At 52.0% G+C, this 26,214-nt stretch carries 14 protein-coding genes, 1 tRNA gene and 1 other RNA gene; 13 read left to right on the top strand and 3 right to left on the bottom strand.

Annotation, left to right across the window (positions count from 1 at the left end):
- Positions 1 to 34 precede the first annotated feature (34 nt).
- On the top strand, positions 35 to 1,771 hold the full coding sequence (locus tag ABKA16_RS05430) for a S1C family serine protease (RefSeq protein ID WP_381000254.1): 1,737 nt from the start codon (positions 35 to 37) through the stop codon (positions 1,769 to 1,771).
- Between the two features lie 632 nt (positions 1,772 to 2,403).
- Here ABKA16_RS05430 and ABKA16_RS05425 read toward each other — a convergent pair.
- Positions 2,404 to 4,824 (bottom strand): transglycosylase domain-containing protein, encoded by a 2,421-nt coding sequence (locus ABKA16_RS05425; protein WP_381000256.1) that lies wholly within the window; start codon positions 4,822 to 4,824, stop codon positions 2,404 to 2,406.
- 478 nt (positions 4,825 to 5,302) lie between these two features.
- On the opposite strand from ABKA16_RS05425, the gene ABKA16_RS05420 reads away from it, so the two are divergent.
- From ABKA16_RS05420 to ABKA16_RS05370, 11 genes are all read left to right on the top strand, one after another.
- Positions 5,303 to 6,445, top strand: coding sequence for an inositol-3-phosphate synthase (locus ABKA16_RS05420; RefSeq protein ID WP_381000258.1), 1,143 nt, complete (start codon positions 5,303 to 5,305; stop codon positions 6,443 to 6,445).
- A 200-nt stretch (positions 6,446 to 6,645) separates the two neighbouring features.
- Positions 6,646 to 8,691: an LTA synthase family protein gene (locus tag ABKA16_RS05415; RefSeq protein ID WP_381000260.1), complete on the top strand. Its 2,046-nt coding sequence runs from the start codon at positions 6,646 to 6,648 to the stop codon at positions 8,689 to 8,691.
- 64 nt (positions 8,692 to 8,755) lie between these two features.
- An RNA gene (ffs, locus tag ABKA16_RS05410) (signal recognition particle sRNA small type) lies at positions 8,756 to 8,846 on the top strand.
- 107 nt (positions 8,847 to 8,953) lie between these two features.
- Positions 8,954 to 10,285 (top strand): phosphatase PAP2 family protein, encoded by a 1,332-nt coding sequence (locus ABKA16_RS05405; protein ID WP_381000262.1) that lies wholly within the window; start codon positions 8,954 to 8,956, stop codon positions 10,283 to 10,285.
- A 156-nt stretch (positions 10,286 to 10,441) separates the two neighbouring features.
- Complete coding sequence (topA, locus tag ABKA16_RS05400; protein ID WP_381000264.1) at positions 10,442 to 13,420, top strand: type I DNA topoisomerase; 2,979 nt, start codon at positions 10,442 to 10,444, stop codon at positions 13,418 to 13,420.
- Positions 13,421 to 13,440: 20 nt separating this feature from the next.
- Positions 13,441 to 14,154, top strand: coding sequence for a dTMP kinase (tmk, locus tag ABKA16_RS05395; RefSeq protein WP_381000266.1), 714 nt, complete (start codon positions 13,441 to 13,443; stop codon positions 14,152 to 14,154).
- Positions 14,151 to 15,446: a DNA polymerase III subunit delta' gene (locus ABKA16_RS05390; protein WP_381000268.1), complete on the top strand. Its 1,296-nt coding sequence runs from the start codon at positions 14,151 to 14,153 to the stop codon at positions 15,444 to 15,446. The genes tmk and ABKA16_RS05390 overlap by 4 nt, the downstream gene beginning before the upstream one ends.
- A gap of 329 nt (positions 15,447 to 15,775) precedes the next feature.
- Positions 15,776 to 16,327 carry a YbhB/YbcL family Raf kinase inhibitor-like protein gene (locus ABKA16_RS05385; RefSeq protein ID WP_381000270.1) on the top strand — a complete coding sequence of 184 codons (552 nt, stop codon included), beginning with the start codon at positions 15,776 to 15,778 and terminating at the stop codon, positions 16,325 to 16,327.
- Between the two features lie 337 nt (positions 16,328 to 16,664).
- Positions 16,665 to 18,203: a C69 family dipeptidase gene (locus ABKA16_RS05380; RefSeq protein WP_381000272.1), complete on the top strand. Its 1,539-nt coding sequence runs from the start codon at positions 16,665 to 16,667 to the stop codon at positions 18,201 to 18,203.
- Between the two features lie 168 nt (positions 18,204 to 18,371).
- Complete coding sequence (locus ABKA16_RS05375; RefSeq protein WP_381000274.1) at positions 18,372 to 20,231, top strand: formate--tetrahydrofolate ligase; 1,860 nt, start codon at positions 18,372 to 18,374, stop codon at positions 20,229 to 20,231.
- Between the two features lie 168 nt (positions 20,232 to 20,399).
- A tRNA-Lys gene (locus tag ABKA16_RS05370) sits at positions 20,400 to 20,473 on the top strand.
- A 1,099-nt stretch (positions 20,474 to 21,572) separates the two neighbouring features.
- On the opposite strand, the gene ABKA16_RS05365 is transcribed toward ABKA16_RS05370, so the two are convergent.
- Positions 21,573 to 22,520: a hypothetical protein gene (locus tag ABKA16_RS05365; protein ID WP_381000276.1), complete on the bottom strand. Its 948-nt coding sequence runs from the start codon at positions 22,518 to 22,520 to the stop codon at positions 21,573 to 21,575.
- Position 22,521: 1 nt separating this feature from the next.
- A complete protein-coding gene (locus tag ABKA16_RS05360) occupies positions 22,522 to 23,967 on the bottom strand; it encodes a DUF4041 domain-containing protein (protein WP_381000278.1) in 1,446 nt (481 codons plus the stop codon).
- Between the two features lie 1,277 nt (positions 23,968 to 25,244).
- Here ABKA16_RS05360 and ABKA16_RS05355 point away from each other — a divergent pair.
- Positions 25,245 to 26,213, top strand: coding sequence for a TetR/AcrR family transcriptional regulator (locus tag ABKA16_RS05355; RefSeq protein ID WP_381000280.1), 969 nt, complete (start codon positions 25,245 to 25,247; stop codon positions 26,211 to 26,213).
- The last annotated feature ends 1 nt before the right edge of the window (position 26,214 follow it).

The raw sequence follows: 26,214 nt of genomic DNA, 5'->3' as shown, positions 1-26,214 counted from the left end.
TATAGGGTATAGGCAACTTGATAAAAGGAGTTTTATGACTGACAGCAAGGGGAATCCTGCAGCGCCTTCGCAGGACGGCCAGCGGTACGGCACGGATGCTGACAATACATACATTCCGCAGGGATATCCGCAGTATGGGCAGTCCCAGCCGCAGTATGCACATACAGAACAGACTGCGAGATTCCGGCAGCCCCCACAGCCTTATCAGCAAACCCAGCAGTATCAGTACGGGAATATGGCTCAGACACAGCAGCTGTCGCAGCAGCTGTTCAGCGGACAGAATGCCGGGCAGTCAGACAATCCGCAGTTTTCAGGGGACCAGCAGCTGGGTCAGCCTTATCAGCCGGCGCAGCAGTACCAGCAGTATCAGGCTCAGCCCGGAGCCGGACAGTTCCCGCCTGTTCCAGGCCAGCCCCAGCAGCCCGCGCACCCGGTGAGTCAGGCAAACCGGGCAGATACGGCGTCAAATCCTTTTGTCAATCCTGCTGCCGGCCGGGCATCAACTGTTTCTGGAACAGCGCCGTCGCCGGCTGATGCAACGAAAAGCACAGGACGTACTGTTTTAACTTCTACACTGACTTCACTCCTTATCACACTCGTGATCCTGGGCCTGGGGTGGCTTGCGGTCTACAGCGGCGTTCTCCCGATTTCCCGCTCATCGAGGCTGAACCCCTCTACGGGCGGCGGCGGAAGCACCTCTACGCAGATCGGTAGTGCCGGCACAAGTACATGGAAGGCTGTAGCCAAGAATGTTGCACCCTCCGTTGTTTCCATTACGATCACGACAGGGACTTCCCGGGTTATGGGATCCGGTGTGATCATTGATAAAAAAGGGTATATCGTTACAAATAACCATGTGGCGAGCAATAACGGGCAGATGGTCGTTACCATGTCTAACGGCGAAATGTACGGGGCCAGCGTTGTGGGGACTGATCCTACAACAGACCTTGCTGTGCTGAAAATCGATAACCCGCCAAGCAACCTCACGGCAGCCAGTTTTGCGAGCTCGTCGAATCTGGCTGTAGGTGAAGATGTTATGGCGATCGGGAACCCGCTGGGGTATGAGAATACGGCCACAACGGGCGTGGTGTCTGCACTTAACCGTCCGGTAGTATTATCCGAATCGGGGTCTTCCTCATCATCATCCAATACAGTATTCACTAATGCTGTCCAGATCGATGCGGCGATAAATTCCGGGAACTCAGGCGGCCCGTCGTTCAACGCCGAAGGCAAGATAATCGGCATCAATACTGCTATAGCATCCACGCGCTCTACTTCCGGTTCCAGCGGCAGTACGGGAAGCATCGGCATTGGATTTGCAATCCCGTCGGATACAGTCAAATGGGTCGCAGAAGATATTATCAAGAACGGGCATGTACAGCATGTTTCACTTGGCGTCACAGTACAGACAGATACTGCTAAAACAGGTAATGCCACACGGTCAGGTGCGGCTGTCAGGGATGTTGCTGCGGGCAGCCCTGCTGAAGCTGCCGGGCTCAAGCCGGGCGATACCATTGTGGGATACAATGGCAATGTCGTAGGTAGCATGCAAAGCCTTCTTGGGTATGTCCGTGCTACCCGCATGGGCAGTAGGGTCACTCTTACGGTTATCCGCGACGGGCGTACTATGAACCTCTCGGCCACTATGGATCAGGCTGAGAATTCCGGTTCCTCCGAAGGGTCCCAGCCGAATGATAATTCGGATGGGAACGGCGGCAATAATGACGGGGGCAATGATGATAACAATAATGATGATGGAAGCGGCAACTAGGGCGGTGTCCCGGGCAGGATGCAGCATAGGGAGTCCTGAAAGGGCTTAAAAACAAGGTTTTGTCCCCTCTCCCTCCCTTCTCCCTTCCTCTCTCTCAAAAGCGTAAAGGGCTGGATGCTGAGCATCCAGCCCTTTACTGTATCCCTTTCCCTTTGATCTCCTAGCTGTGATATTCCTCCCGCTATGCCGTCCGGTTCGCTATACTATTCTTCCCGATGGTGGTAAAACACGCAGATACAAAATCCATTTTGGCGGTTCCCGTAATTCCTATTTTCGTATCTGCGTGTTTTACCACCAGCACCGGCCCATGGCATATAAAAATCCTGCGGTCGCTTATGTAAAATCCGGGCTGACAACGGGGGCGGATACAACAGGGGGCATTTTATGGATAATGCGCCGCGGCTGCGGTTAAAAGAGGAGTGACTTAAAGAGGAGTGACTTAAAGAGGAGTCCATAGCCCATATACATATACATGGCTGGGATTTCTTCCATATCGATGGAAGATATGAGGAGGAACAAGATCTGGCATAACCATGCCCGGAATTCTCCGTCACCGGCTTATCTCCGTGGGAAAACCGTAGTTCTGCCTATACCCTTGCTTTTACATCGGGATACGCTTCCTGTCCTAGCTGCTAGTTTGGAGATGAAGGCTGGACAGGGGTTGTGGGCGAGGGGACGGCAGGATGCTCTCTTCCGGTATTCTGATTATTATTCCCGTTTCCGCTGCCGTTATCATTGCCGGAGTTCCCGCCGCTATTTCCATTATCACTGCCGCCGGAATTGTTACCGCCTGAATTATTGCCATTGCCGGTCCCGTTTCCGCCGCCATTACCGCTCCCGCCGGAATTTTCGCCAGGGGACTTCCTGTCTCCGGGAGCTTCAGGCTCGTTGCCGTTTTTATTGGTATCGCTGTTGTCGGGGCTGGTATTCCGGCCGGTATCACTGCCGTCAGATGCTGCTGCGCCGCGTATGCCCCACGTACCGTTAGGGCCGCCGATTTTCCCGGAGTCTGTGGTGCTCTCGAAGTTTTCATTAGCGGTATTGGCTAAAGCAGATTTCATATACTGCGTAAAAAGGTAGGTAGGGTAGCCGTGCCCGTATTCATATCCGTTGAACGTAGGCAATTCGGCAGCAGACCCGTCGCTGGCCGGGCTCCATATAGCGTATGCCGTAACAACGGATGGCGTATAGCCGACGAATGCAGCTGCCTTGTTATCGTTTGCAGTGCCGGATTTGCCTGCAAGCGTTTTACCTATGCTGCGCGCGGAAGAGCCTGTCCCTGATGTGATAACACCGGTGAGGGCCTTGTTGAGCAGCGCCACGTCTTTAGGCTCAAATACCCGGTTCCCTGAGACTGAGGTCTGGTAAACAGTGCCCTGGCGGGAATCATTGACTTTATCCACAATATGGATCGGCATTTGCTGTCCGCCGTTGGAGAACGTCGCATAAGCCTGGGTCAGTTCTTTCAGCGTTACCCCGTCAATGCCGAGCGTGTTATACGGTGACGTTGTGCTGATAGCCGAGGTTATCCCCGCAGATTTAGCAAGGATCGCTGTTGTTGCAGGGGTCACATCTTCATTCAGCTCCATAAAGACTGTGTTGACAGAGCTGGCGACCGCCTTGTACAGGGTCACATTCCCGTAGCTGGTATCCCCGAAGTTCTTCACCGGGGTCTTAAGCCCTTTGAAGGTCCGCGGCGAATTGCCGTTGAACTGCGTGTCCAGGCTGCACTTTTTCTGTATAGCCCCGAGGAGGGTGAATGCTTTCATTGTGGACCCGGGTTCAAAAGTGGCCTGGGAAACATTGTTGAGCTGTTTTTTCAGATAGTCGCCGCCGGCATAAAGGGAGATGATCCCCCCGGTTCTTGAATTGACAGACAGCCCTCCTGCTTCTACAGAATTGGGGACCTTATTGCGGGCTTTTGATTCCGCAACAGTCCGGTTCATGAGGTCCTGCCTGTTTTTATCAAGCGTAGTGATGATCTTGTATCCGCCTGCGGCAAGGTCGTCTGCAGTAAACCGTTTGGATTTGACCAGCTCATTGCGCACCATGGTCAGTATGTATCCGTTGGTCCCCTGGAAATCGTTGCTTGGAGTGTGTGCAGCGGTCTGGGGGACTGCTGATGCCTGTGCCGCCTGCTCTGCTGTAATATAGCGGTCTTCTTTCATAATACGTATTACGCGCTGGAAACGTTTAGCGGCAGATTCCGGTGATACTGCGGGGTCCCATGCAGAAGGCGCAGGGATTATACCTGCTATCAGTGCAGCTTCATCGAGGCTGAGGTCTTTGGCATCTTTGTTGAAGTAGGCTTTTGCTGCGGCCTGTATGCCGTATGCGCCCCGCCCAAAATAGATAGTGTTCATGTAATTGCACAGCACAGTATTCTTATCCTGGGTCTGTGCGATTTTCAAGGCAAGGAGCGCTTCCTTCACTTTTCCGAAATATGATTTGGTTTCGCCCAGATAGTACCGCTCGGCATACTGCTGTGTAATAGTGGACCCGCCCTGGCGTGACCCGCTCGTTACATTGTGGAACAAAGCCCTTGCGATACCTTTTAGATCTATCCCCGGGTCGCTCCAGAAAGAACGGTTTTCCGATGCGACTACAGCGTTTTTTACATAATCTGGCAGTGCTTTACAGCTGATTATTTCGCGGTTCTGACCTGAGAAACTGCCAATCGGCGTGGTGCCGTCGCTATAATACACAGTAGTTTTCTGTGCGAGCGCGACAGCTTCCGGGCTGGGTACCTCAGTAGCTGCGTAAGCAATGCCCAGGACGGCTGCACCTGTTGCGAAGATAAGGGCTATAGCAATGAGGAATTTCTTCCAGAGCCTCATTTTCGGTTTGCCGTTTTTCTTCAGCCGCCGTGCAGATGATGTACCGTTTTTCCCCGCTGGAGGCTTCCGTGCGCTGCGCGGCGTACCGGTATAAGAGTTGCGGAAGCTGTACGAACCGCTGCTGTGCATGCTCCGTGCCCCCCTTGTGCTGCGCGGACTGTGTGCACTGTTACCCCGTGTATTGTTCTGAGAGTTGCGCGGGCTGTTTTCTGCCATATTTCCTCCGTCTGTTTCTCTATAAACTGGTCGAAACACTGAAGCCTTGGATTACTTATTATTATAGTGTCCAATGGGCTGTGTCAGCGTGCCGGACACTGCTGTGCCGCCTGTCTCCGGGGCCCTGTAGCTGCATGCCTGCAGGGCCGCCATTACTGGCTGCTGTCTGTGTATGCGTATGGCCTGTTTCCCTTCACTGGTCTATACCCTTTATGCTATACCATAATAGTACAGCACCGCCCTTAAAAATCGGGAAGATGGCAGTCCCGGCAGCCACCCGGTCGGGGATGGGTGGGGAATGGTACGTACATATATATACAGGCCAGGATATGCCGGGCAGAGTGCAGGAGGCTGCGCAGCCTGCGGGGCTGCCATTACGGAGGGACACAGAAATATTCAGTTCCCTTCTCCGGTTTAGACAGTGAGGTATCCTGATGGGTGCGTGTCATTTGATGGCAGAATTTCTAAGGAGTTTTTGATGAGTATTCGCGTTGCGATTGCTGGTGTGGGCAATTGTGCTTCATCACTTGTGCAGGGAGTTGAATATTACAGGGATGCAAAAGATGAGGATAAGATCCCTGGGATAATGCATCCGAATTTTGGCGGTTACCGTATCCGCGATATTGAGTTTGTTGCAGCATTCGATGTAGACGCCGACAAAGTGGGCAAGGACCTGAGCGAGGCGATCTTTGCTTCTGAGAATAATACTTACAAGTTCTCAGACGTCCCGGATATGGGTGTGGCTGTCCAGCGCGGCAAAACGCTTGACGGCCTGGGCGAGTACTACCGCCAGATGATCAGCGAATCATCTGAAGAACCGGTAGACGTGGCCCAGGTTCTGCGTGACCGCAAGGTTGATATCCTTATCAGCTATCTGCCTGTCGGCTCCGAAGAGGCAGATAAGTACTATGCCCAGTGCGCTATGGATGCCCACTGCGGTTTTGTGAACTGCCTGCCTGTTTTCATTGCTTCTGACCCTGAGTGGGCTCAGAAATTCCGTGATGCCGGGGTGCCGATCGTCGGCGATGATATCAAAAGCCAGGTCGGGGCAACTATCACCCATCGTGTTATGGCCCGCCTGTTTGAAGACCGCGGCGTCCGCCTTGACCGCACGTACCAGCTTAATGTCGGCGGCAATATGGACTTTATGAATATGCTCCAGCGCAGCCGCCTGGAATCCAAGAAAGTATCCAAGACCCGTGCAGTAACCTCGATCGTCCCGCATGAGATGGATCCCCATAACGTGCATATCGGTCCGTCTGATTATGTGGCGTGGCTGGATGACCGCAAGTTTGCTTTTGTCCGCCTCGAAGGGACAACATTCGGCGATGTCCCCCTGAGCCTTGAATACAAGCTTGAGGTGTGGGATTCCCCTAATTCAGCGGGCGTAGTCATTGATGCCCTGCGCTCCTGCAAGATCGCGCTTGACCGCGGCCTTGCCGGGCCGATCCTTGCCCCGAGCTCGTACTTCATGAAGTCCCCTGCAGTCCAGCATGAGGACAATGAGGCACGCCAGCTTGTTGAATCTTTTATCAGCGGTGATGTAGAGGCTGATGCCCAGCAGCTTGCTGATGATGTTTCTGCGGCCGGCAGGGCAGGCAAGGATGTGTGGCACGCATAAAGCGTAATAACAGCTGAGGCTGTGGATAAGGACCGCTTTCCTGCTTAAGGGTTTCCTGATGCGGGAAGGCGGTTTTTGCATCGTTTATGTTACTAAGGTTATGCTACAGTTATTCAGCCGCATAAAGGGCTGCTCAAAGCTGCGGCCGGCAGCCGCATGGAAAATGGCGGCGCGTACAATGTGTCGGGATAGGTGAAGTAATGAATTCCAATGGGTCTGAGGTAAAAAGAGTATCTGTGAAACAGCGTGTAGCAGATGCGGCGCGGCATGTATTCAGGCGCAGGAAGAATGACTGGGTAGCGTTTTATATCCTTGCTTTTATTGCTATCAACATATATGCTGTCCTTAAAATGCAGACTGTTGCAGAGAGCAAGTTTTCCAATATCTGGAGGTTCTTCACCCAGATGTTCTCCGGCGGGAAGTTCCAGTTCCTTAATAATTTCCTCATCCTGTCGATTATCAGCTTCGCCCTGTGCTTCCTTATCAACCGCTTCTGGGTGGCAATGAGCTTATATGTTTCGCTTGTCGTCCTTATCGCAACGGTAGACAGGTTCAAAGTCCTTGTGCGCAATGAAGCTATCACTCCTGCGGACCTGAGCTTCGTTTCCGGCGGCACTGCCGGGGATGTCGCGTCGTTCATCCCTCCAGGGTCGGGATCTATTATCGTCAGAGCTGTCCTGACTATCGTGATCGCTATTATCCTCGGTGTGCTCCTTACGCGGTGGGACCGCCGTTCGCTCATCGTGCCCAGGAACAGGAGTCTGGGGATAATTTTCCGCATATTGCTTATTATCCTTCCGCTTGGTTTTGAAGCTGCTTTCATTTCTGCAATGTCTACAACCGATTCATGGGCGAATAAAGCTTTGCTGGCGCTGTCTGACAAACCTTCCCTCTGGGATAATCTGACCGATTGCAAAAAGAATGGTACCGTAGTAGCTTTTGCCAGGAATATCAATCCAAAAATTATGACTGAGCCTGAAGGGTATTCTAAGGAAACGATGAAGGCGATAGCCGAGCGGTACTCAAAAGCTGCCCGGGAGATCAATTCTGAACGTACCCAGGACCTTAACAAATCTACGGTGATCACGCTGCTGTCGGAATCGTTCTCCGATCCTACCCGGGCACCGGGGATATCTTTGAACGAGGACCCTATGCCGTATATCCGCTCCCTTAAGAAGGATACGACATCAGGGCTGATGCTGTCTTCCGGATATGGCGGAGGTACTGCGAATATTGAATATATGGTCCTGACCGGGCTGTCGATGGCCAATTTCAGCCCATCGCTGACTTCGCCGTATCAGCAGCTCGTCCCCAAAGCATCATGGACCCCCACATTCAACCAGGACTGGGAAAGTTCACAGAGTTATGCTTTCCACCCCTACAGCTCCGCAATGTATTCGCGCAGATCTAATTATGCAAAGTTCGGGTTTTCCCAGTTCTATACCCTTAACGGCCCGCAGTACCTGAAATATAAGAAGAAAATCGATAAGTCCAGATATGTTGCCGACTCGGAGCTGTATAAGGCTGCACTGGAGAAAATCAACGGTTCTGCAGACGCAAAGCCGCAGTTCATCCAGCTTGCGAGCATGCAGAACCATATGCCATATAACAACTGGTATAACAATAACCAGTTCAAGGCGCATACGACTGATGGCACCAAGCTCAGCAATAACAGGTTGAACAGCATCCAGACATATGCCAAAGGGATGAGCTATACGGATACTGCTACGAAGGAATTCCTTGCCAGACTTGACGCGATGGATAAGCCGATCACAGTTATCTTCTACGGCGACCATCTGCCGGGGATATACCCCAATGCTGCAAAAAACAAAAAGAACACTATAGCGCTCCATGAGACGGATTATTTCATCTGGTCGAATAAAGCTTCCCGCCAGAATGATAAGCTGCCGGAAAAAGAAACTGCATACACGTCTCCGAATTTCCTGATGGCTGAGGCCGCTGCGCAGATGAACGCCAGAGTGAGCCCGTACCTTGCTTTCCTGACACGTCTGCATACAGCTGTCCCCGCTATGGAACCGCCGGTCGTCAACACTATCCAGGGGTGGAAGCGCATACCCGAGGGGGATGCGCTGTATCTGGATTCCAACGGCGAGCAGATAGATATCACTCAGGCGGATAAGGCTACCCGTCAGCTCCTTTCGGATTACCGGCTTATCCAGTACGATATTACGGCAGGCAAACAGTACCTGAGGGATACCGGGTTCATGAAATATCCGCGGGGATAATACGCCCCGGGACTGCAGGATGCGGCACTGAGGGTGTTTTTCCCCTGCCCGTGTATAATTGTCACTGCTCCTACGCGGCGCTATGCCACCCAATCCCCCCAGGGCAGGAATGCAGCAAGGGTAAGTGGCCTCTGGCGGGTGCGTAGGAGTTTTTACTATGATGGGCTGCATAGGCTATGATGGTTTTATATGCAGTATTGCGGGTTTCCCGGTAATGCGGTTCTGCTTCGGCTGGATAATACGGACGGTAAGGATACAGTGAATGGTAAATAACGATCCAATGATTGACAGGCCAGAAAACGGAAGCGGGCAGCCCCGTACCCCGGACTCAGGGCATGATGCCGCAGGGCAGTCAGGCGCAAGGCAGCCCGGCGCAGGGCAGATCAGTACTGCGCAGTTTGATGCAGGTCAGACAAGGCCTATGCCTCAAGCCGGCGGGACGGATACAATGCCTGTATCCGGCCAGGCCCAGGCTCCTGAGGAATCCCCTGTACAGCCTACGCAGATGATGCCGGCTGTACGGGATGTGCAGACAGCCCAGTTCCCTGCGGTCACGCCGTCTGCTGAAATACCGCCGGCTGCAGTACCGCCATCCGCAGCAGCCTCGTCCCAGCCTGGCGGGCAGAAAGGCTTTGACAGCATAATAGGGCCGACGCAGAGGGCTGAAGAACGCCTGCTGACGCATCCGCGCGTCTCGGCAATAGTGTGGTCAGCAATTTTGGGGCTTCTGTTCCTTGCCCTGGCAGCCGGTACATGGCTTGCCGGAGTGTGCACCTACCGCGGTCAGAAATTTGATGACTGGGTGTGGCACAGGTTCCCCGAAACGTATATCCACGCCTCACTGCTTAACCGCATATTTGCTAATTCCCATCTTGTTGTTTACGTATGTGCAGGTATCATCGCGCTTGCAGTACTGATTGCCCTTATCCGGAAAAGATGGTTCCTTCTCATACAGATAGCTGTGTTCGGCGGCCTGGCTTATGCACTGTCGCGCGGGCTTAAGATTATCCTTCCCCGGCCGGTCATCGATGCTTCCATTAGCAATCCGGCGAATTCTGCACCGTCCGGGCATACGGCGCTGGCGGCTGCCGCTGCGGTGATATTCGTGATATCCGTCCCCCGGGTACTGCGCGCGCTGTCATCACTCCTCGCTACAGTATTCGTCCTTCTTGTGGGCTTCAGCGTTATCGCAGATAAATGGCATCGCCCGACTGACGTTATTATGGCGGTATTTCTTGTAACCGGGCTGGCATTGCTTACCCTCGCTTTTACGCGCGGTACCGGCATGGATATGCCCGGCAGGCGGACGGCATCTGCCAGTGTCCAGATATGTGCAACGGTTATGGTCACGGCGGGGGCCATGATGCTTGCCTACGCAGCATACATGGTATGGCAGCTGTGGGATTATATCCTTTTCCAGCCGGTCGGCTTTACTGCACAGATAAATATTACGGCTATTTTTGCGATCTGCGGATGTGCGCTGATATCTTTCGGTGTCCTGTCTGCACTGCGTCAGGCGACAGCTTCCCCGCTGTCCCGTGCGGGGATGGTAGGCGCGCCTCCGGCTCCACCGTCTTCGCCATGGTACAGATAAGGCTATAGGAATAAGATAAAGCCAAGCGAACCGAGGCAGCCGGATTGTATGCCGGTTTGCGGGGTACCCCGGTACCTGTCACGCCGTTCTTGTCGATATATGTGTTATAGTACTTTTCAGTAAGTGTGGTGTTACAGTGCCGTGAAAGGGGTCTGGATGGCAGGGAACAAGCTTGTGATTGTGGAGTCGCCGACAAAAGCGCGCAAAATCGGCGGGTATCTTGGCGACGGCTATACGGTTATGGCATCGGTGGGGCACATCCGGGACCTTGCACAGCCGTCTGAAGTCCCTGCAGCAGATAAGGAAAAATACGGCAAGTTTGGTGTAGATGTTGATGACGGGTTCCTGCCGTACTATGTTGTCGGCCAGGATAAGAAGAAGACAGTCACCCAGCTGCGCAAAGCCCTGAAAGATGCTGATGAATTATATCTGGCAACTGATGAGGACCGCGAGGGGGAGGCGATTGCCTGGCATCTGGTACAGACCCTGAAGCCGAAAGTACCTGTTAAGCGTATGGTTTTCCATGAGATCACAAAGAGCGCCATTGAAGACTCGCTGGGAAAAACCCGTGATGTTGATCTGAACATGGTTGATGCCCAGGAAACCAGAAGGGTGCTTGACCGCCTGTACGGCTATGAGTTGTCGCCTGTGCTGTGGCGCAAGGTCAAAACAGGGCTTTCTGCGGGACGCGTGCAGTCTGTGGCTACGCGGCTGATAGTTGAGCGTGAACGTGAGCGTATGGCGTTTGTCCGGACACCGTACTGGGATGTTATCGCTATAGTGGCTGTAGGCAACGGTGTCGGCAGGGATTCTGAGGGGAATGCAGTGCCCGGCGACAATGCCGTTGATACGTCGTTCAATACGCGCCTGGTGTCATTAGGCGGGCGGCGTATTGCCGGGTCAAAAGATTTTGGCAGTGATGGGAAGCCTTCGCAGGCAATGGCGAAGGATAATGCCATGGTATTAAGCGAGGCTGATGCGCAGCGCATTGCTGATGCTGTGCAGGGGCAGGATTTTACAGTTATATCTATGGAATCAAAGCCGTACCGTCGCCGTCCTGTACCGCCGTTTACCACGTCAACTCTGCAGCAGGCTGCGGGCAACCGCCTCGGGATGTCATCGCGCAGTACTATGCGGGCCGCGCAGGGGCTATATGAAAATGGGTATATCACATATATGCGCACGGATTCCGTCACATTATCGAGTGAAGCCATCCGTGCCGCCCGGCAGCAGGTCAGTGAAAAATGGGGGGACAAATACCTGTCGGAAAAGCCTAAGCAGTATGCTACAACTTCCGCCGGTGCCCAGGAGGCGCACGAGGCCATCCGCCCGTCAGGGGCACATTTCCGCAAGCCTGAGTCACTTGAGGGGAAAGTGCCTGCCGATCAGCTGAAGCTGTACCGCCTTATATGGCAGCGTACCCTTGCTTCACAGATGGCTGATGCCACGGGGTCAACTGCCACAGTGAAGCTGAGTGCTGCTGCAGGGCTGGATGGGGAGGCTGTCTTCCAGGCTTCAGGCACAGTCATTGACTTCCTTGGGTTTCTGAGGGCTTATGGCGATGGCGGACATAAAACAGGGACTGGAAACAGCGCCGGGAAATCCGCCCAGGAGGCTTCTGCTTCTTCAGAAAGCCGTTCTGATGATAATGAAGTACTGCCCATTATGGATGCGGGTGATATCCTCCATGCCCTGGATGCGGAGCCTTCCGGCCACGAAACGCAGCCGCCGGCGCGATACACAGAAGCATCGCTGGTGAAGACCCTTGAGGCGAAAGAGATCGGACGCCCTTCCACGTATGCAAGCATTATTTCTACAATTATTGACCGCGGTTATGTGTATGAGAGGGGGCGGGCGCTGATCCCCTCATGGCTGGCTTTTGCCGTAACAAAGCTGCTCGAACAGAATTTCCCGCAGTACGTTGATTATGAGTTCACTGCACACATGGAAAACGGGCTGGACGCTATTGCACAGGGAGGGCAATCCGGTAAGGAATGGCTGGCTGACTTCTATTTCGGCAGCGGATCCGGATCAGCCAGGAATTCCCGGGAAGCCAGTGAAGGCTTGCAGAAACAGGTAGCACAGCTGGGTGATATTGATGCCCGGGAGATCAATACTATTGTGATTGGGGACGGGCTCCAGGTACGTGTCGGGAGGTATGGCCCATATCTCGAAGATACGAAGGATGCTGATGCGGAAGGCAAGCCGAAGCGGGCGTCTTTGCCCGATACCATGGCTCCCGATGAACTGACCGTAGAAGCAGGGCATGACCTTATCAGCAGCGGTTCCTCCGGACCGCGTGAGCTTGGCACAGACCCTGAAACGGGAGGGACGGTCGAAGTCCGTTCCGGGCGCTTCGGGCCTTATGCGGCGCTGGTTGTCGAAGGCGAAGATAAGCCTAAAATGGCGTCGCTGTTTAAGACAATGTCCCCTGAGTCGGTCACTCTGGATGACGCCCTGAAACTGCTTCGGCTTCCGCGGGTCGTTGGTACTGTTGAAGAAACAGATCCCGGATCCGGTAAGGCCAAAGAAGTTGAAGTCCTGGCGAATAATGGGCGGTATGGCCCGTATCTGTCGAAAACCCTTCCGGGCGGGAAAACGGAGACCCGCTCCCTTGCCAGCGAGGATGATATTTTTACAGTTGATATTGATAAGGCGAAAGAGCTGTTTGCGCAGTCCAAATATGGGCGCCGTACACGGGGTGCCGCGAAGCCTCCGCTCCGCGAGCTGGGTACTGATCCGGAAAATGGCAAAGCCGTAACGATCAAAGACGGGTTTTACGGTGTTTATATTACGGATGGGGAAACGAACCGGACCCTTCCCAAACAGTATACAGCAGAATCGATCGAGCCCGAAGAGGCTTTCAGGCTTCTTGCAGAAAAGCGCGCTGCGGGGCCGTCAAAACGGCGCGGCAGGAAACGCAGCACTGCGAAATCCGGTTCCGGCCCGCGTGCGGTGAAGGCGAAGGACGGTTCTTCTGCACGTGGTGTGAGGGCCGGAAGGTCTTCGGGCACAAAATCAGGCAGGAGTTTGGCTGCTGCCGCGCAAAGCGCCTCGTCCGTAAAGGCTACTGCGGCTGATGCATCCGGTGTATCCGGTGCGTCCGGGCGGAGCACAGCGGGGAGCCGGACATGAGTCCGGGGAGTGCAGGGGATATGCGAAACCTGGGAAGGCAGCCTGCACAGCCGGAGTACCCGGGGTATTTTATCTCTTTTGAAGGTGTGGATGGCGTTGGGAAATCAACGCAGGTAAGGCGTCTGGAAAGGTATCTCGGATCCGCGGGATACGATGTGCTGGTGACCCGGGAACCGGGAGGCACCGCGATAGGTGAGCAGATCCGCAGCATACTCCTTCATGGTGAAGATGAATCACCGCGGACCGAGGCACTGCTGTATGCAGCGTCCCGCGCACAGCATGTTGCACAGAAGATCCGTCCCGCGCTGGATGCCGGCTGTATGGTGATAAGCGACCGCTATATTGACAGTTCGCTGGCGTACCAGGCGGGCGGTCGTAAGCTGGCCCTGGAAGACGTCCGTTCTGTTAATGCATGGGCAACAGGGGGCCTGTGGCCTGTGCGCACATATCTGCTGGATATGAGTTTTGAAGATTCAAAGAAAAGGCTTTCAGGGGAGCCTGACCGGCTGGAGTCTTCAGGCTCCGGATTCTTTGAACGTACCAGGCGGGCATTCCTGTCCCTGGCTGAGGATGAGCCGGACAGGTTTATGGTTGTTGACGCTTCAATGCCTGCAGATAGTGTGTGGGAAGTTATCCAGGCGGATATTGATGCGCTGCTTGGCGGCAGTATAACAGGCAAAAATGCGCTGAAGGGGGATGACCAGGATAGGGCAGGAAGGGATGGGGGAAGATGAGTGTCTGGGACTCCATCATAGGACAGCAGCCGACTGTAGACATGCTGAGCCGCCTTGTAGGCACACCGCAGCCGTGGGAAGGCGGCGGTAAGGAAAGCCTTCACAGCGGGGGTAAGGATATTTCTGATCAGGGGGTTTCTCAGGGGGAATCTGAGAAAGGGGACAAGGACAGCTTTAAGGGAAACGCTGGGGAAAGCGTGAGGGGAACCTTGAGAAGAGGAAGGATCGCGCAGTCGTGGCTGATATGCGGGGCGCCCGGATCCGGCCGCTCCCGGGTTGCGCGTGCATTTGCAGCTGCCCTTGAATGCCCCCGGCATGGCTGCGGAGAGTGCGCTGTCTGCAGGCAGGTCATGCGGGATGAGCATCCTGATGTTACCGTGCTTGCAACAGACCGTGTAACTATATCAATCGATGAAGTGCGCAAACTTGTTGCAGATTCTGAACAGATGCCTTCCACAACACCCTGGCGCATCATTATTATTGAAGATGTTGACAGGATGCTTGAACGCACGACGAATGTGCTGCTCAAAGAAGTCGAAGAACCGGCAGAGCGGACTATATGGCTGTTATGCGCCCCAAGTTCGGAGGATGTCCTCCCTACCATACGCAGCCGGACACGCATAGTTAACCTGGCTGTGCCGCAGGCTGCAGCGGTAGCCGGGTTCCTGCGAAGCACAGCTGGGGCTGATGAGGCGCTGGCAAAACGGTGTGCCCGCCTGGCGCAAGGCCATATCGGCATTGCGCGCCTCTATGCAACAGACGACCAGGCGCTCGCGGACAGGGATGAGATCGTTGTAGGGGTGCTCGGGATGAGGCGCGCATCCGATGCCGTCCTCCTGGCCTCGTCAATGGTTGACAGCGCGCAGGGCCAGGCTAAAACCGGCGTCGATCGTGCCGTCACCCAGGAGGAGGCAAATTTCCGCGAAATTAATGGCCTTGCACCAGGCGACAAGATCCCGGCTGCCTTGAGGCCCGCTTTCAATGCTATTGGCAAAAAAGAGGATATCCGCCGCCGCACTGTGCGGCTTTCGCGTGATGTACTGGACCGTTTCCTGAATACTATTGCAAGCGTATACCGTGATATTTCTGTCCTGCAGAATAATGCTGAGGATGCTGCAGGAATCGTCAACCTTGAGAACCGTACTGCTATTGCCGATATGTCTGCGCGGATATCCCGCGCCCGTACTGTGGCAAATCTCCATGCTATTGATGCTGCACGCCGCCGTCTGCTCCACAACGGTTCCCAACAGCTTGTCCTTGAATCCCTGCTGGCTTCCCTGGTTGTTTACTGATTATCCGCATATCGTGCGTCTTGTATCACACAGCTTGTTATAACACAGCAATCTGCATGGCTGCGCAGGTGCCGGTGGTAAAACACGCAGATACAGAAATGGAAATTGTGGGAAACGCCGGAACTGTATTTTGTATCTGCGTGTTTTACCACCGGCATTGATTTCCCCTGCTGCATATCACCTTTTGTGTGTCAGGATTTGTGCGTTAGAATGGGGAAGATAAGGAAGCGGTGGTCCGCCGGAACAGCGGGGGTGGCCGCTGAGCAAGCGGTTAAACTGTACAATCCGCCCCACCGCAGCCTCCAGCTTTGGCCATAAAGGAGTATCCAATGAAAGTTTCTGCCGATTTTACAACGATCCCTGATGCGTACGCCAAACATGCGCCTGAGGGAAACCTGACCGATGGCGTCCCGGTGGTGTCATTCCCTTTCTATATCAGCGATATTGCCCCTCAGGCCCGGTATGTGCACTGGGAATTCGTTGATGATGATGCGATCCCGGTTTCCGGTTTCCAGTGGATACACTGGTCTGTGGCGAACCTTCCCCTTGATGCGCTGATGTACGATTTCAATGATTCCCACGCGTTGCAGATCCCGGAAGATTTTTCCCGGCAGCTCCCCGCGCTGATCCCCGAAGCCGTGCAGGGGCGTAATTCTGCGGCTTCACCTATGGTCGGCGGTAAGGACCCTGCAGTCAGCCAGCGGTATAACGGCCCCCAGCCTCCGGATAAACAGCATGACTATATGCTTGCTGTTTATGCCACGTCCCGCCCTTTGCAGGGGCTCCGTGAGGGGTTCTGGCTTAATGAACTGCGCAATGGGCTGCGCAAAAGCAGTGATGTGGTGGATTCTGCGGTGATCTGGCTGGCGGGCGAGGCGTAGGGCATAAGGTGCAGGGGTGGATTCCTGTGCATCCTCATATCTGTGCCCTTTCATATCTATGCGCCCTCCGCATCCATTGTGTCATCCATGTGTCCGCGCAGCGGACGCTGCCCGTCACGGTCCGTGCGTTATAGGGGGCTTATGCGGTATAGTTCGTAAAAGGGTATGCGGATTTAGCATAAAGGTGCCTGATATGGGGGAGCCCGCTGCCATGCATATACATACGCATCCGTAATGCATACAATGTATACCGTACGCATAGCACCTATACAGTACGCATACACGATCACGACCAGAGGTATCACGGGGGAGGCCCGGTACCCGGATAAGGAGGATAATGGCCTGCACCACTATACTTGTCGGCAAGAATGCCAGTTACGACGGCTCAACAATGATCGCCCGCAATGAGGATTCACCCAACGGCGAGTTCACCCCAAAAGAGTTTGTCGTAGTGAATCCTGAAGAGCAGCCCCGGCATTACCGTTCGGTGATCAGCCATGTGGAGATCGACCTTCCGGATGATCCGCTGCGGTATACTGCTGTCCCTGATTCCCTGCGCAAAATCGGTATCTGGGGATCTCACGGGGTCAATGAATGCAATGTAGCTATCAGCAATACGGAAACTATTACGACGAATGAGCGCGTGCTTGGGGCAGACCCGCTTGTTGAGCTGCAGAAAGCAGCCGGCAGGGAGGGCGAGGCGGGTTACAGGTCTGAGGTCCCCGGCGGTATCGGCGAGGAAGATATCCTTACCCTCGTTTTGCCGTATGCCCATACTGCCCGCGAGGGTGTGAAACGGTATGGCGAGATCCTGCGCGATTATGGCACTTATGAGATGAACGGCATTGCAATCAGTGATGTTGATGAGATCTGGTGGGTGGAAACTGTCGGCGGGCATCACTGGATGGCGCGGCGCGTACCGGATGATTGCTATGTGACTATGCCGAACCAGCTGGGCATCGATGAGTTTGATTTTGATGATGCTTTTGGCGATCAGGAAGAGTTTATGTGTTCAGATGACCTGCTGGATTTTGTGCGCAGCAACCATCTTGACCTGTCTGTGGAACAGGGCTCGCTGTTCAATCCGCGCTGGGCGTTCGGATCCCATTCTGATGCCGACCATGTGTACAATACTCCGCGGGCATGGTATATCCAGCGCTGCTTCAACCCTCTGGATGCCTCCTGGGATGGGGAAGATGCTGATTTTACTCCGCGCAGTGATGATATCCCATGGTGCCGCCAGCCTGAACGCAGGATCACTGTTGAAGACGTCAAGTATGCGCTGAGCTCGCATTTCCAGGGGACTGCTTTTGATCCTTACGGAAAGCTGGGCACCGAGGCTACACGCACACAGTTCCGGCCTATCGGGATCAACCGCACGAACCATCTGTGTGTTATCCAGCTACGGCCTTATGCCCCTGAAATTTCGCGGGCTATCCAGTGGACATGTTTCAGCTCCAATGTGTTCAATGCGATGGTGCCGCTGTATACCAACATCACGGAATCCCCCGAATACTACCGTGGCGCGGGCGAGGCTCCGGATACGGGTAATTTCTACTGGGCGAACCGTATTATTGCAGCGCTTGCTGATGCGCAGTTCAACGATAATACGGCGAATATTGACCGGTATGCGGAAAAGCTTGGCGGGCTATCGCACAGGATGATAGCCGATACAGATGCACTGGTGGGGGAACTTATCGGTTCCGGTGCTGTATCTGCTGATGATATGGCTGACAGAAAGGTCCATAGGATCCTGAATAAGGCGAATGAGGATTTCTCCCATATCGTCAAAACAGAAACTGATGATCTGCTTGCTAAGGTGCTGTACACAACGAGTATGGGCATGAAGAACGGTTTCCACCTGTCGGATCATTAAACCTGCTGAAGGCCGGTGTGCCGGCTGATGCTGGAGGCACTGAAAGAGGTAAAGCGTGTCTGGCCTGACAGGATTGCCGGAGATGCCGGTGTGCTGGATGCGTTAAAATCTGGAGGCATTTAGGGACGCCGGGAATTTTCCGGGCGCTGGAAACGTTAAGGAGTGAAAATGGCTGTATCAGATATGGGGCAGAAGCGGATGGATCCGCTTGGCACCGGGACGGATCCGTTAAATGAGCTGTTGGATGCCGGGGCAAAACTGTCAGGTACTGCGGCGAATCCATTGGATACGCCTGCTTATAGGGCTATCTTTTCCAGCTTCCCTGATTTCGCGCGCTTTGTTGTTCCATACGGGCAGCTGGGGAAAATTGATGCTTTCGGGTACCTGGATTTCCTGCGTTCGTCGGACGGGCATGGCCTCCAGCGCAGACGCAAGCATGGCAAAGTCATCCTTGTAACCGCAGACACCCCGCTGAAAGCCTCGCGCGGCGAAGGCAAAACAACGGCTACTATTGCGCTGATCGATGCACTGCGTGCGCGCGGCGTGGATGCAGCAGCCGTACTGCGGCAGCCAAGCATGGGTATTACGGCAGCGGGATCCAAAGGCGGGGCATCGGGCGGCGGCGAGGCGAGCCTTTCCCATGCTGAACTTGCCGATTGGGGTCTGACGGGGGAAATGGCGCGCATCGCTGATGCGCAGAACCTTATTGCGGCATTCTGCGAGAAGGCAGTGGACGATGGTGTGCTTGATACAGTTATGATCCCGCGCGTATCGGAGACGCCGTCACGCTCCCTGCGCAGCATTGAGGTTGATGGCGGGAAGCTCCCTGAGCGTATGGTCATTACACCTGCGAGCGAGCTCATGCAGATCGTAGTACTCTCGCGCAGCGAGAGTGAGCTGAAAACCCGCATCCGCGCCATGCTTGGCGGAGCCAGGGGCGGCATTCCCGTGCAGGTGGGGGATTTCGTGGATGCGGACCGCATAGTGCGTGTAATCGGGAATGCCGTCCAGCCAGCCTCCATGGAGACAGCACAGGGCAGCCCCGTGTATGTGCACTGCGGTCCGTTTGCTAACGTATCGCTGGGTATCCCGGGGCTGGCTGCCGTTGACCTGGCGTGCGCACTGCACGATGTGGTCGTAGTGGAGGCTGGCTATGGCGCGGATGCGGGTGCCCAGAAGTGGCTTGATATAGCGGCGCGTGAGTACGGCGCACCATGGCCTTCTGCCGCAGTGGTGGTTACGCGCGCAACTACGTGGCGTGATGACCCTGCGCTCCAGTGGCGTTACCCGTTCCACGTCAGCCGTCTTGAATCCCTGGGTATCCCTGCTTTCCCTCTGGTCAATCTGTGGGATGGTGAAGACGGCGAGGTCCCTGCCCTTCGTGAAACGGCGGCAGCTCTTCATTTCCGCGACCCCATCATCGGCAACCTGTTCCGCGATGGGGGCGAGGGGATCGAATCCCAGCTTGGCGGTTTCCTTGATGCGCTTGTAATCCCGGGCGATCCGGCCCAATCGGCCCGGTCCGGCCAGCCCGCCAGCAGCCATGCGCAGAATGATCCTCAGCCTGCGGAGCCTTCCTCGTCCCCTGAGCCGTCTTCTAAACTGTCTCCATCTTCCGGACTTTTTGAGGTATCTAAGTTTTCTGGGAATTCCCAGCTCTCCGAGCCCCGCATCTCTTCCCGGCTTTCTGTGCCCGACCGTTCCAGCCGTAAAGGCATACCGCTGCTGGACAATCTCCGCTGGATCATTTCCCATGCCTACGGTGTCCCTGCAGGCCGGGTGATCCTTAAGGATGGTTTTGAAGATTCCCTTGAATCTGCGCGCAGCCTGTGCGATCGGGCCGGTATTTCTATTGATGACCTTGCGGTGTGTGCGGTGAAATCTCCTGCCACGATGACCGATAATGATTCTCTCCCTGAGGGTCAGCGGACAGTCACCCTCAAAAAAGTAACTGTGAATATGGGCGCCGGCATTGTAAGCGTTAACCTCACTACTTCGCTTACCACTCCTATGCCTAAAATCGTGTAGTGCTTTCCGTCCGCAGCAACCCCGTTCGCGGTAAGCCCTGTCTGTGTCTGGCATATTCCGCCTGTGAGGCTGTGCAACACGCACAACACGTGTGATTTTGCGTATGTCAGGATGTTGAGTATAGTAAGAATTCGGTTCTTGATTGAACTGCTGTGACTGTGTCACATTGCCCCTTTAGCTCAGCTGGCTAGAGCAGCGGACTCTTAATCCGCGTGTCCAGGGTTCGAGTCCCTGAGGGGGCACTTTGATAAGCTGTATGAAATCCTTGGGAACGTTAGTGTTCCGGGGTTTTTCTTTTCCCTGTTCCTGTGGTGCGCCCACGTTTTGCCCGCATTTCCCTAATATTATCGCATTCGGGCATGGGTGACTGTGTCCAGATGTCATCGAACAGATCCGTATACACATCAAGTGTCATGGCAGTACTAGCATACCTAACCGATGTTGTACAGCTTCACGTTTGCTCCGGCAGATACCATTAATAATGCTGTAGTACGCCTAAGACCATGCAATGTCATAGGTTTGATTTGATTGGGAATACATGCAGCATTCCACCATGAATTATGCTTAGCATGAATATAGTTTAATATAACTATCCTTGTACGGGTGTCTGGAAACCAGATCAGCTTTCCAATGGTCTTGGATCAGGCGAGAAAAATAAGGCTGTAATAACCTGGGGTACGTTATGATATGTGTTTCCTATTCTTTGGGGTGATTCAATAGTCTGTGTCTCTACCCAATGGCTGAGTGTTGTATATGGATATGACGCCTGTGCAGGTCTATATTTTCACATTATAACCCATCGCATACCTGTACCCTAGAGTGAGGATGAGCGGCTCATAATAACACAGTAGATGCGTATGCTTCTTGGCTCTTTTAGGGGGTAGCTCTACTCTGTTACAGGGGGTTAGTGATAATCCTGCTATCGTCTACTGCATCATCAAGTATGCCTTTGAGCATGCCAACGGCACAGCGTACCACGGTAGCGCTTTTAGTTGACTTAACTGACCAGCCCATTCCTGAATCTCACTATGCCGGATAGACTTTATGCCCGTGCACTCCATACCAGCTGCATATGCGTTCTGTAGGCGATAAAAATGTATCATAATAGGACGGTTTAGGATATCCGTTTTTTGCTAACCATGCGTCAGCCAGATCTTCTGCACTACTATTACCTCGTGTAGGATCCACATACGTACATCATTAAGCGAAGTAAGGTTATGTGCTGCCCAATCCTATACATCTTTCTTACGTTTAAAACCTCGCTTATCTGTACTCGTATGATCCGGCTTACGATATCTTACACGCCACTGTAACTCGCCCTTCGTTTGATACTGCTCAATACTAGCCATTGTTATGCGAGGTCTGATTCCGTCTTAACTGTGTTATCTTTTTATACTGTTTCACTACTCCTATTGTTGAGAATACTGTGATAGTAACGCAGATAAGAAAGGCAGCGATATTAGTTCCATTGAATTGTGACATTAATACCATAACCCCGCCCAATATACCGAGGGCAAATATGACTGCAATAACCGCATATAGGATCATAAGAATGGTGGGGAGCACTATGGAGTTCAATTTGAATTGTGGCTGTTGGAATGATGGTTTAACAGATGACGGGACAGACTGGATCTGATACTTATTAGCTTCAGGAGTGCTCTGAACAGAAGCTATGCGTACATACTGTGACTGTGAAGATTGTACAACAGGTTCTGGGCGAGGGGATTGTCCTACCATATAGACTGGAGACTGTATAGACGTAGATGATGGTTTCATGGCAGGGGTGGGGCTTACCCTCTCTTGTCGATGGGAATGATCAGCGGTGTCAAGTTGCTGCATATTCAGTTTTTCCTGAAACTTAGGGTTTAAAGGAACATGAACAGTATTAGACTGTTTCGCCGGCGAATTTACTGATGGATACTTTTCCGATACTTGGTTCAAATTAGATATTTCTGATGTCCTTGGCAATTGCACTTTCTTTGCAGCGTTATTTACTTCTGTAGCAAAACGCATTGCAATGTTCATATCTTTATTTTTTACTTCGGTCATCCATGCAAAATCGGGACCTTCAATGCACAGGTATTTCTCTCCATCTTTTTTCTTCTGCATGGCAAATGCAAAAATTCCAAGTAACAACAACCGAGTAAAGGTAACTCGTTTCTCAATATCACTACCATTTTCTACGCGCGCAGATACTCCAATGAGTGGATGAGTTTCTTTCTCGCAAGAAATACTATTATCTCTGAGTTTAATAATCTTAAAATCATTTGTTGCAAACATTTTAAGCATGCTATTTCCTTTCGCTCTCTTTTGTGGTGATGGACTGGCTTATACGATATTCTTCTGCTTCGGGTTCAATTTTGTATTCCATGATAGCGACATCTTTTTCTTTTAATTTGTCCAATACCTCTTGTGGTGTGCAATAGAAGAATTCTTTACGAGTGTTAACCTTGTTGACCCTTTTTGCTTCAAATTCGTGATGAAGCATGGTTTCTAGTGTTACGGCATCTTTGGAGAAGAACAAAGCATGTACGTCGAATTTGAAAGGTACACTTGCATCGGAAAGCTCGCGTATTCTGTCCATCGGTTCAAGCCGGCGTGTCATGCCTATCTTCACCATTCTTTCTCCAAAAGCGCCTATATCAGAAATGACATATACGTATCCGGCTCGAATATTAGCAGCTCGGTAGTCAACGTCATCAATAGATCTATTAATGTCGTTAAGTTTTGATTCAAGTTCAGCGGCTTTTACCGTATCTCCAATTTCTTTCATACGATTAAGAGCGTTCTGGTAGTGTTCCTGTTCTTTGCGGAGCCTTGCCATTTCAGCCTCAAATTCTTTTTGTGCTTTTTGTTCTTCGCGGAGTTCTGCGCGTCGTTCTTTTTCTGCCTCTTTTTCTACTTGAACTTGCTGCATATACAGTGCAGTAAGTGTCAGTTCCTTAATACGCAGTTTTTGATATTCACGACTGATCTGGAGGTTAATCATTTTTCCGAACTTTTCGATGCGGTCAGCGCACCTAGTTAATCTCGTAATACTTATATCGAGATTACCTGCTTTTACACTTTTAACAGCATTTTCTGCCTCAGCATTGTATAAGCTTATTGCCATTTGAGATAAATCACGTATAAATTTTGTTCCTGAACTTGCTGAACCATTAAACGTGAATGCGGTAATAGCACGTGTTGCTGTCTTATCCTTTAGCATTTCCTTTTGTCTAGCTTTTATGTCGTCAAGTTTCCATCTAATATCTATTGAATCCTCAGCAGGATTCTCAAAATCATACAAACCTTGATCCTCTACATCGGCTTTCAGGCGTAAGTTAATGAGATTAGCCTGTATCTTTTCCGATTCTTCCTTTTGACGGGAAATTTCCTCCTTAATTTTAGTAAGTTCATTTTTATCACGCTTTAGTTGTCGGTTAGATGCATCTTCGCGCAATTGTAGTCGTTTATCTTGTTCAGCTAGCTTCTGCTTTATCTCGTTATCAATCTTTTTTGCTTTATTCTCACGCTCAACAAAGCTCATGCCACCTATTCGAGCGAATTCACTTTCTAAGTTTTGTATCTGATCTGTTAGTTCAATATTCTGAGCATTTAGTTGATTGATCTGCGCATAAAGCTGTTCAATCAGCTTTTTACGTCCTAAAAATGGTACTTTGGCATCGGGTGCCATGATTCCCTGTGATTGAATTGGAATATTGGACTGCTGCGCGCTCGTGCTAGGAACTGACATAATAACTCCTTTGTGTATATTTCTGATTAATTTCTGTATCGTTTGCTTGTTATATCGAATTTATTGGTACAAGCATAAATGATTCTTTAACCCAACAAGATCTGTAATCTTCTAATACTTGTTCGGTCACGTCCAGCTCGCACGATATAGAGTATAGCTCTCCCGCGTACATATTTTCGAACATGGCATATTCTGCAGGTGAAATAAGAAGAAGCGGTGTTTCTCTCTGAGCCTGCTATTCGATTTATTACAAATAGCGAGACCAGTACTATTGTCGTGATATTTTCAGTGGATTAGTTCATGAGTAAGAGTACAACGTTTCTGACGATAAGCTAATCGTGCGTCAAGAAAAATAATATTCAAATGTTCATTATATAGACCCATTATGTTCTGAGGCAAATCAGCATAGTCAGTATGCACGCCAAGCTTATCGCAAATATTACACATTAATCATATGCTTGACTGATGCCGCAGAATTGGGTGTTATGTCTGAGCTGCAACGGCATGGAATCTGTATCCTCGGGGATACAGATATTATTGGTTTTGATAATGCTCCGGAAGGGGAGTATTCTACTCCCATTACTTAGAAATATCGATCCGCATGTTGAGGATTATGCTGATAAGGCTGTTAACACGCTCATTGAATGCATTGAAAAGTATGCTGGACTAACCCGTACTGTTGAGAGCAGTTTTACATTTGCTGAACGTGAATCTACGAAGTAAGATTTTCTTTATCTTTTGCCTGCTAAAGGCACATTTAAATGAAATATTTGCGTGGTAATAGTGTGAACCAGTTACGTAATTACTAGCAATCGTACCTGCAAATATGCAACTGATAGTAAAGGCGTACCAGACAAACTTACTCTACTGCCACACAAGTATCGACAGTTATCTCCAGGATTGATGATGGTGGTTACAGGTGTGGCAGCGACCGTACATATTCTGAACAAAATTAAAAAAGATAACAGGAATAGAGCAGCAGCAAAGTTGCTGCTTCCTCCACTCCGCTGGTGGTAAAACACGCAGATACAAAATCCGTTTTGCCGGTTTTTCATATTTCCTGTTTTTATATCTGCGTGTTTTACCACCAGGTGTTTCAGAGTGTTTCGGTTCGGCCCATAATTTCTGTAAAAACCCTTGTGTAAAAAACATAACAGTGTTATGATGTTGTCTGTTTCATAACACTGTTATGGACTATTGCATGGGGACTGGTGCAAATGTCCGTAACAGGCTTGTATGGAAAGGCAAAAGTACAGAGCATAAAGGGGCAGGCAGATATGGCGGAACAGCTGGCTGAAGTATATGGGAGTACGGCAGCTGAGAATACGGCGGATACAGTTGCTAGTAGTACGGCGGATACAGTTGCTGGCACTACGGCAGCTACAGCAGCTGGGAGCACAGTATCTGAGCGCATAGTAACTCAAACGGCTTTGGACGGGAATACAGTAACAGGGAGTACAGCGTCTGGGGACAAGGGTACAGCGTCCGGGGGCGGATGCGCAGCAGCCGGGGGCAGGAATGCAGCAGTCGAGAACACGCTGGCCGAGGGGGCACCCCCCAGAGGGACGGTCGCTGAGGGTACGCTCGCCGATGCGGCACGGGAAGAATTTCTGGCATACGGCTATATGAATGCATCAATGCGCCGGATCGCTGCGGCTGCAGGATGCACAACAGGTACGCTGTATTACAGGTTCAGGGATAAGGGCGAGCTTTTCCGCTACCTGGTTGATGATGCCGCGAATGAATTTATGGAGCTGTATAAAAATGCCAATGAAGAGTTCTCCAAACTGCCCCCGTCAAGCCAGATATCCTGTATGGCAATGTATTCGCATCAGCATCTGGATGAAATGCTCGGTATCATATACCGGAATTTTGATGCGTTCAAACTTATTGTGAGCTGCGGCGCCGGTTCCGGTTATGAGGATTATATCGACAGGCTCGCCCGTATGGAAGAGGAGAGCACGGTAGCCTTCATCGGGACTTTGAAAGATGCAGGCAGGGACGTGCCGGAAATCAGGCAGGAACTGTGCCATATGCTGTCGAATGCTTTATTTAATGGGATATTTGAAACTGTTGTCCACGGTTTCTCCTACACGCAGGCACGGGACTATGTCCACGGACTGGAACGGTTCTTCACTGCAGGGTGGTATGAGCTTCTCGGCATGGCTGTTCCGGAGAGTGGCAGGCAGAAAAGTAACGGGCAGGATAATCAGGACAGACAGGACAGAAAGGATAAAGGGGTCTGAT

Source organism: Scardovia wiggsiae, assembly GCF_051045985.1.
GTDB classification, from domain to species: domain Bacteria; phylum Actinomycetota; class Actinomycetes; order Actinomycetales; family Bifidobacteriaceae; genus Scardovia; species Scardovia wiggsiae.
The sequence above is the reverse complement of the archived record's forward strand: the minus strand, read 5'-3'. Positions and strand labels throughout refer to the sequence as shown.

Coding starts and splice junctions, on each gene's coding strand:
- ABKA16_RS05430 (WP_381000254.1), top strand. CDS start 35: ATGACTGACAGCAAGGGGAATCCTGCAGCGCCTTCGCAGGACGGCCAG.
- ABKA16_RS05425 (WP_381000256.1), bottom strand. CDS start 4,824: ATGGCAGAAAACAGCCCGCGCAACTCTCAGAACAATACACGGGGTAAC.
- ABKA16_RS05420 (WP_381000258.1), top strand. CDS start 5,303: ATGAGTATTCGCGTTGCGATTGCTGGTGTGGGCAATTGTGCTTCATCA.
- ABKA16_RS05415 (WP_381000260.1), top strand. CDS start 6,646: ATGAATTCCAATGGGTCTGAGGTAAAAAGAGTATCTGTGAAACAGCGT.
- ABKA16_RS05405 (WP_381000262.1), top strand. CDS start 8,954: ATGGTAAATAACGATCCAATGATTGACAGGCCAGAAAACGGAAGCGGG.
- topA (WP_381000264.1), top strand. CDS start 10,442: ATGGCAGGGAACAAGCTTGTGATTGTGGAGTCGCCGACAAAAGCGCGC.
- tmk (WP_381000266.1), top strand. CDS start 13,441: ATGCGAAACCTGGGAAGGCAGCCTGCACAGCCGGAGTACCCGGGGTAT.
- ABKA16_RS05390 (WP_381000268.1), top strand. CDS start 14,151: ATGAGTGTCTGGGACTCCATCATAGGACAGCAGCCGACTGTAGACATG.
- ABKA16_RS05385 (WP_381000270.1), top strand. CDS start 15,776: ATGAAAGTTTCTGCCGATTTTACAACGATCCCTGATGCGTACGCCAAA.
- ABKA16_RS05380 (WP_381000272.1), top strand. CDS start 16,665: ATGGCCTGCACCACTATACTTGTCGGCAAGAATGCCAGTTACGACGGC.
- ABKA16_RS05375 (WP_381000274.1), top strand. CDS start 18,372: ATGGCTGTATCAGATATGGGGCAGAAGCGGATGGATCCGCTTGGCACC.
- ABKA16_RS05365 (WP_381000276.1), bottom strand. CDS start 22,520: ATGCTTAAAATGTTTGCAACAAATGATTTTAAGATTATTAAACTCAGA.
- ABKA16_RS05360 (WP_381000278.1), bottom strand. CDS start 23,967: ATGTCAGTTCCTAGCACGAGCGCGCAGCAGTCCAATATTCCAATTCAA.
- ABKA16_RS05355 (WP_381000280.1), top strand. CDS start 25,245: ATGGCGGAACAGCTGGCTGAAGTATATGGGAGTACGGCAGCTGAGAAT.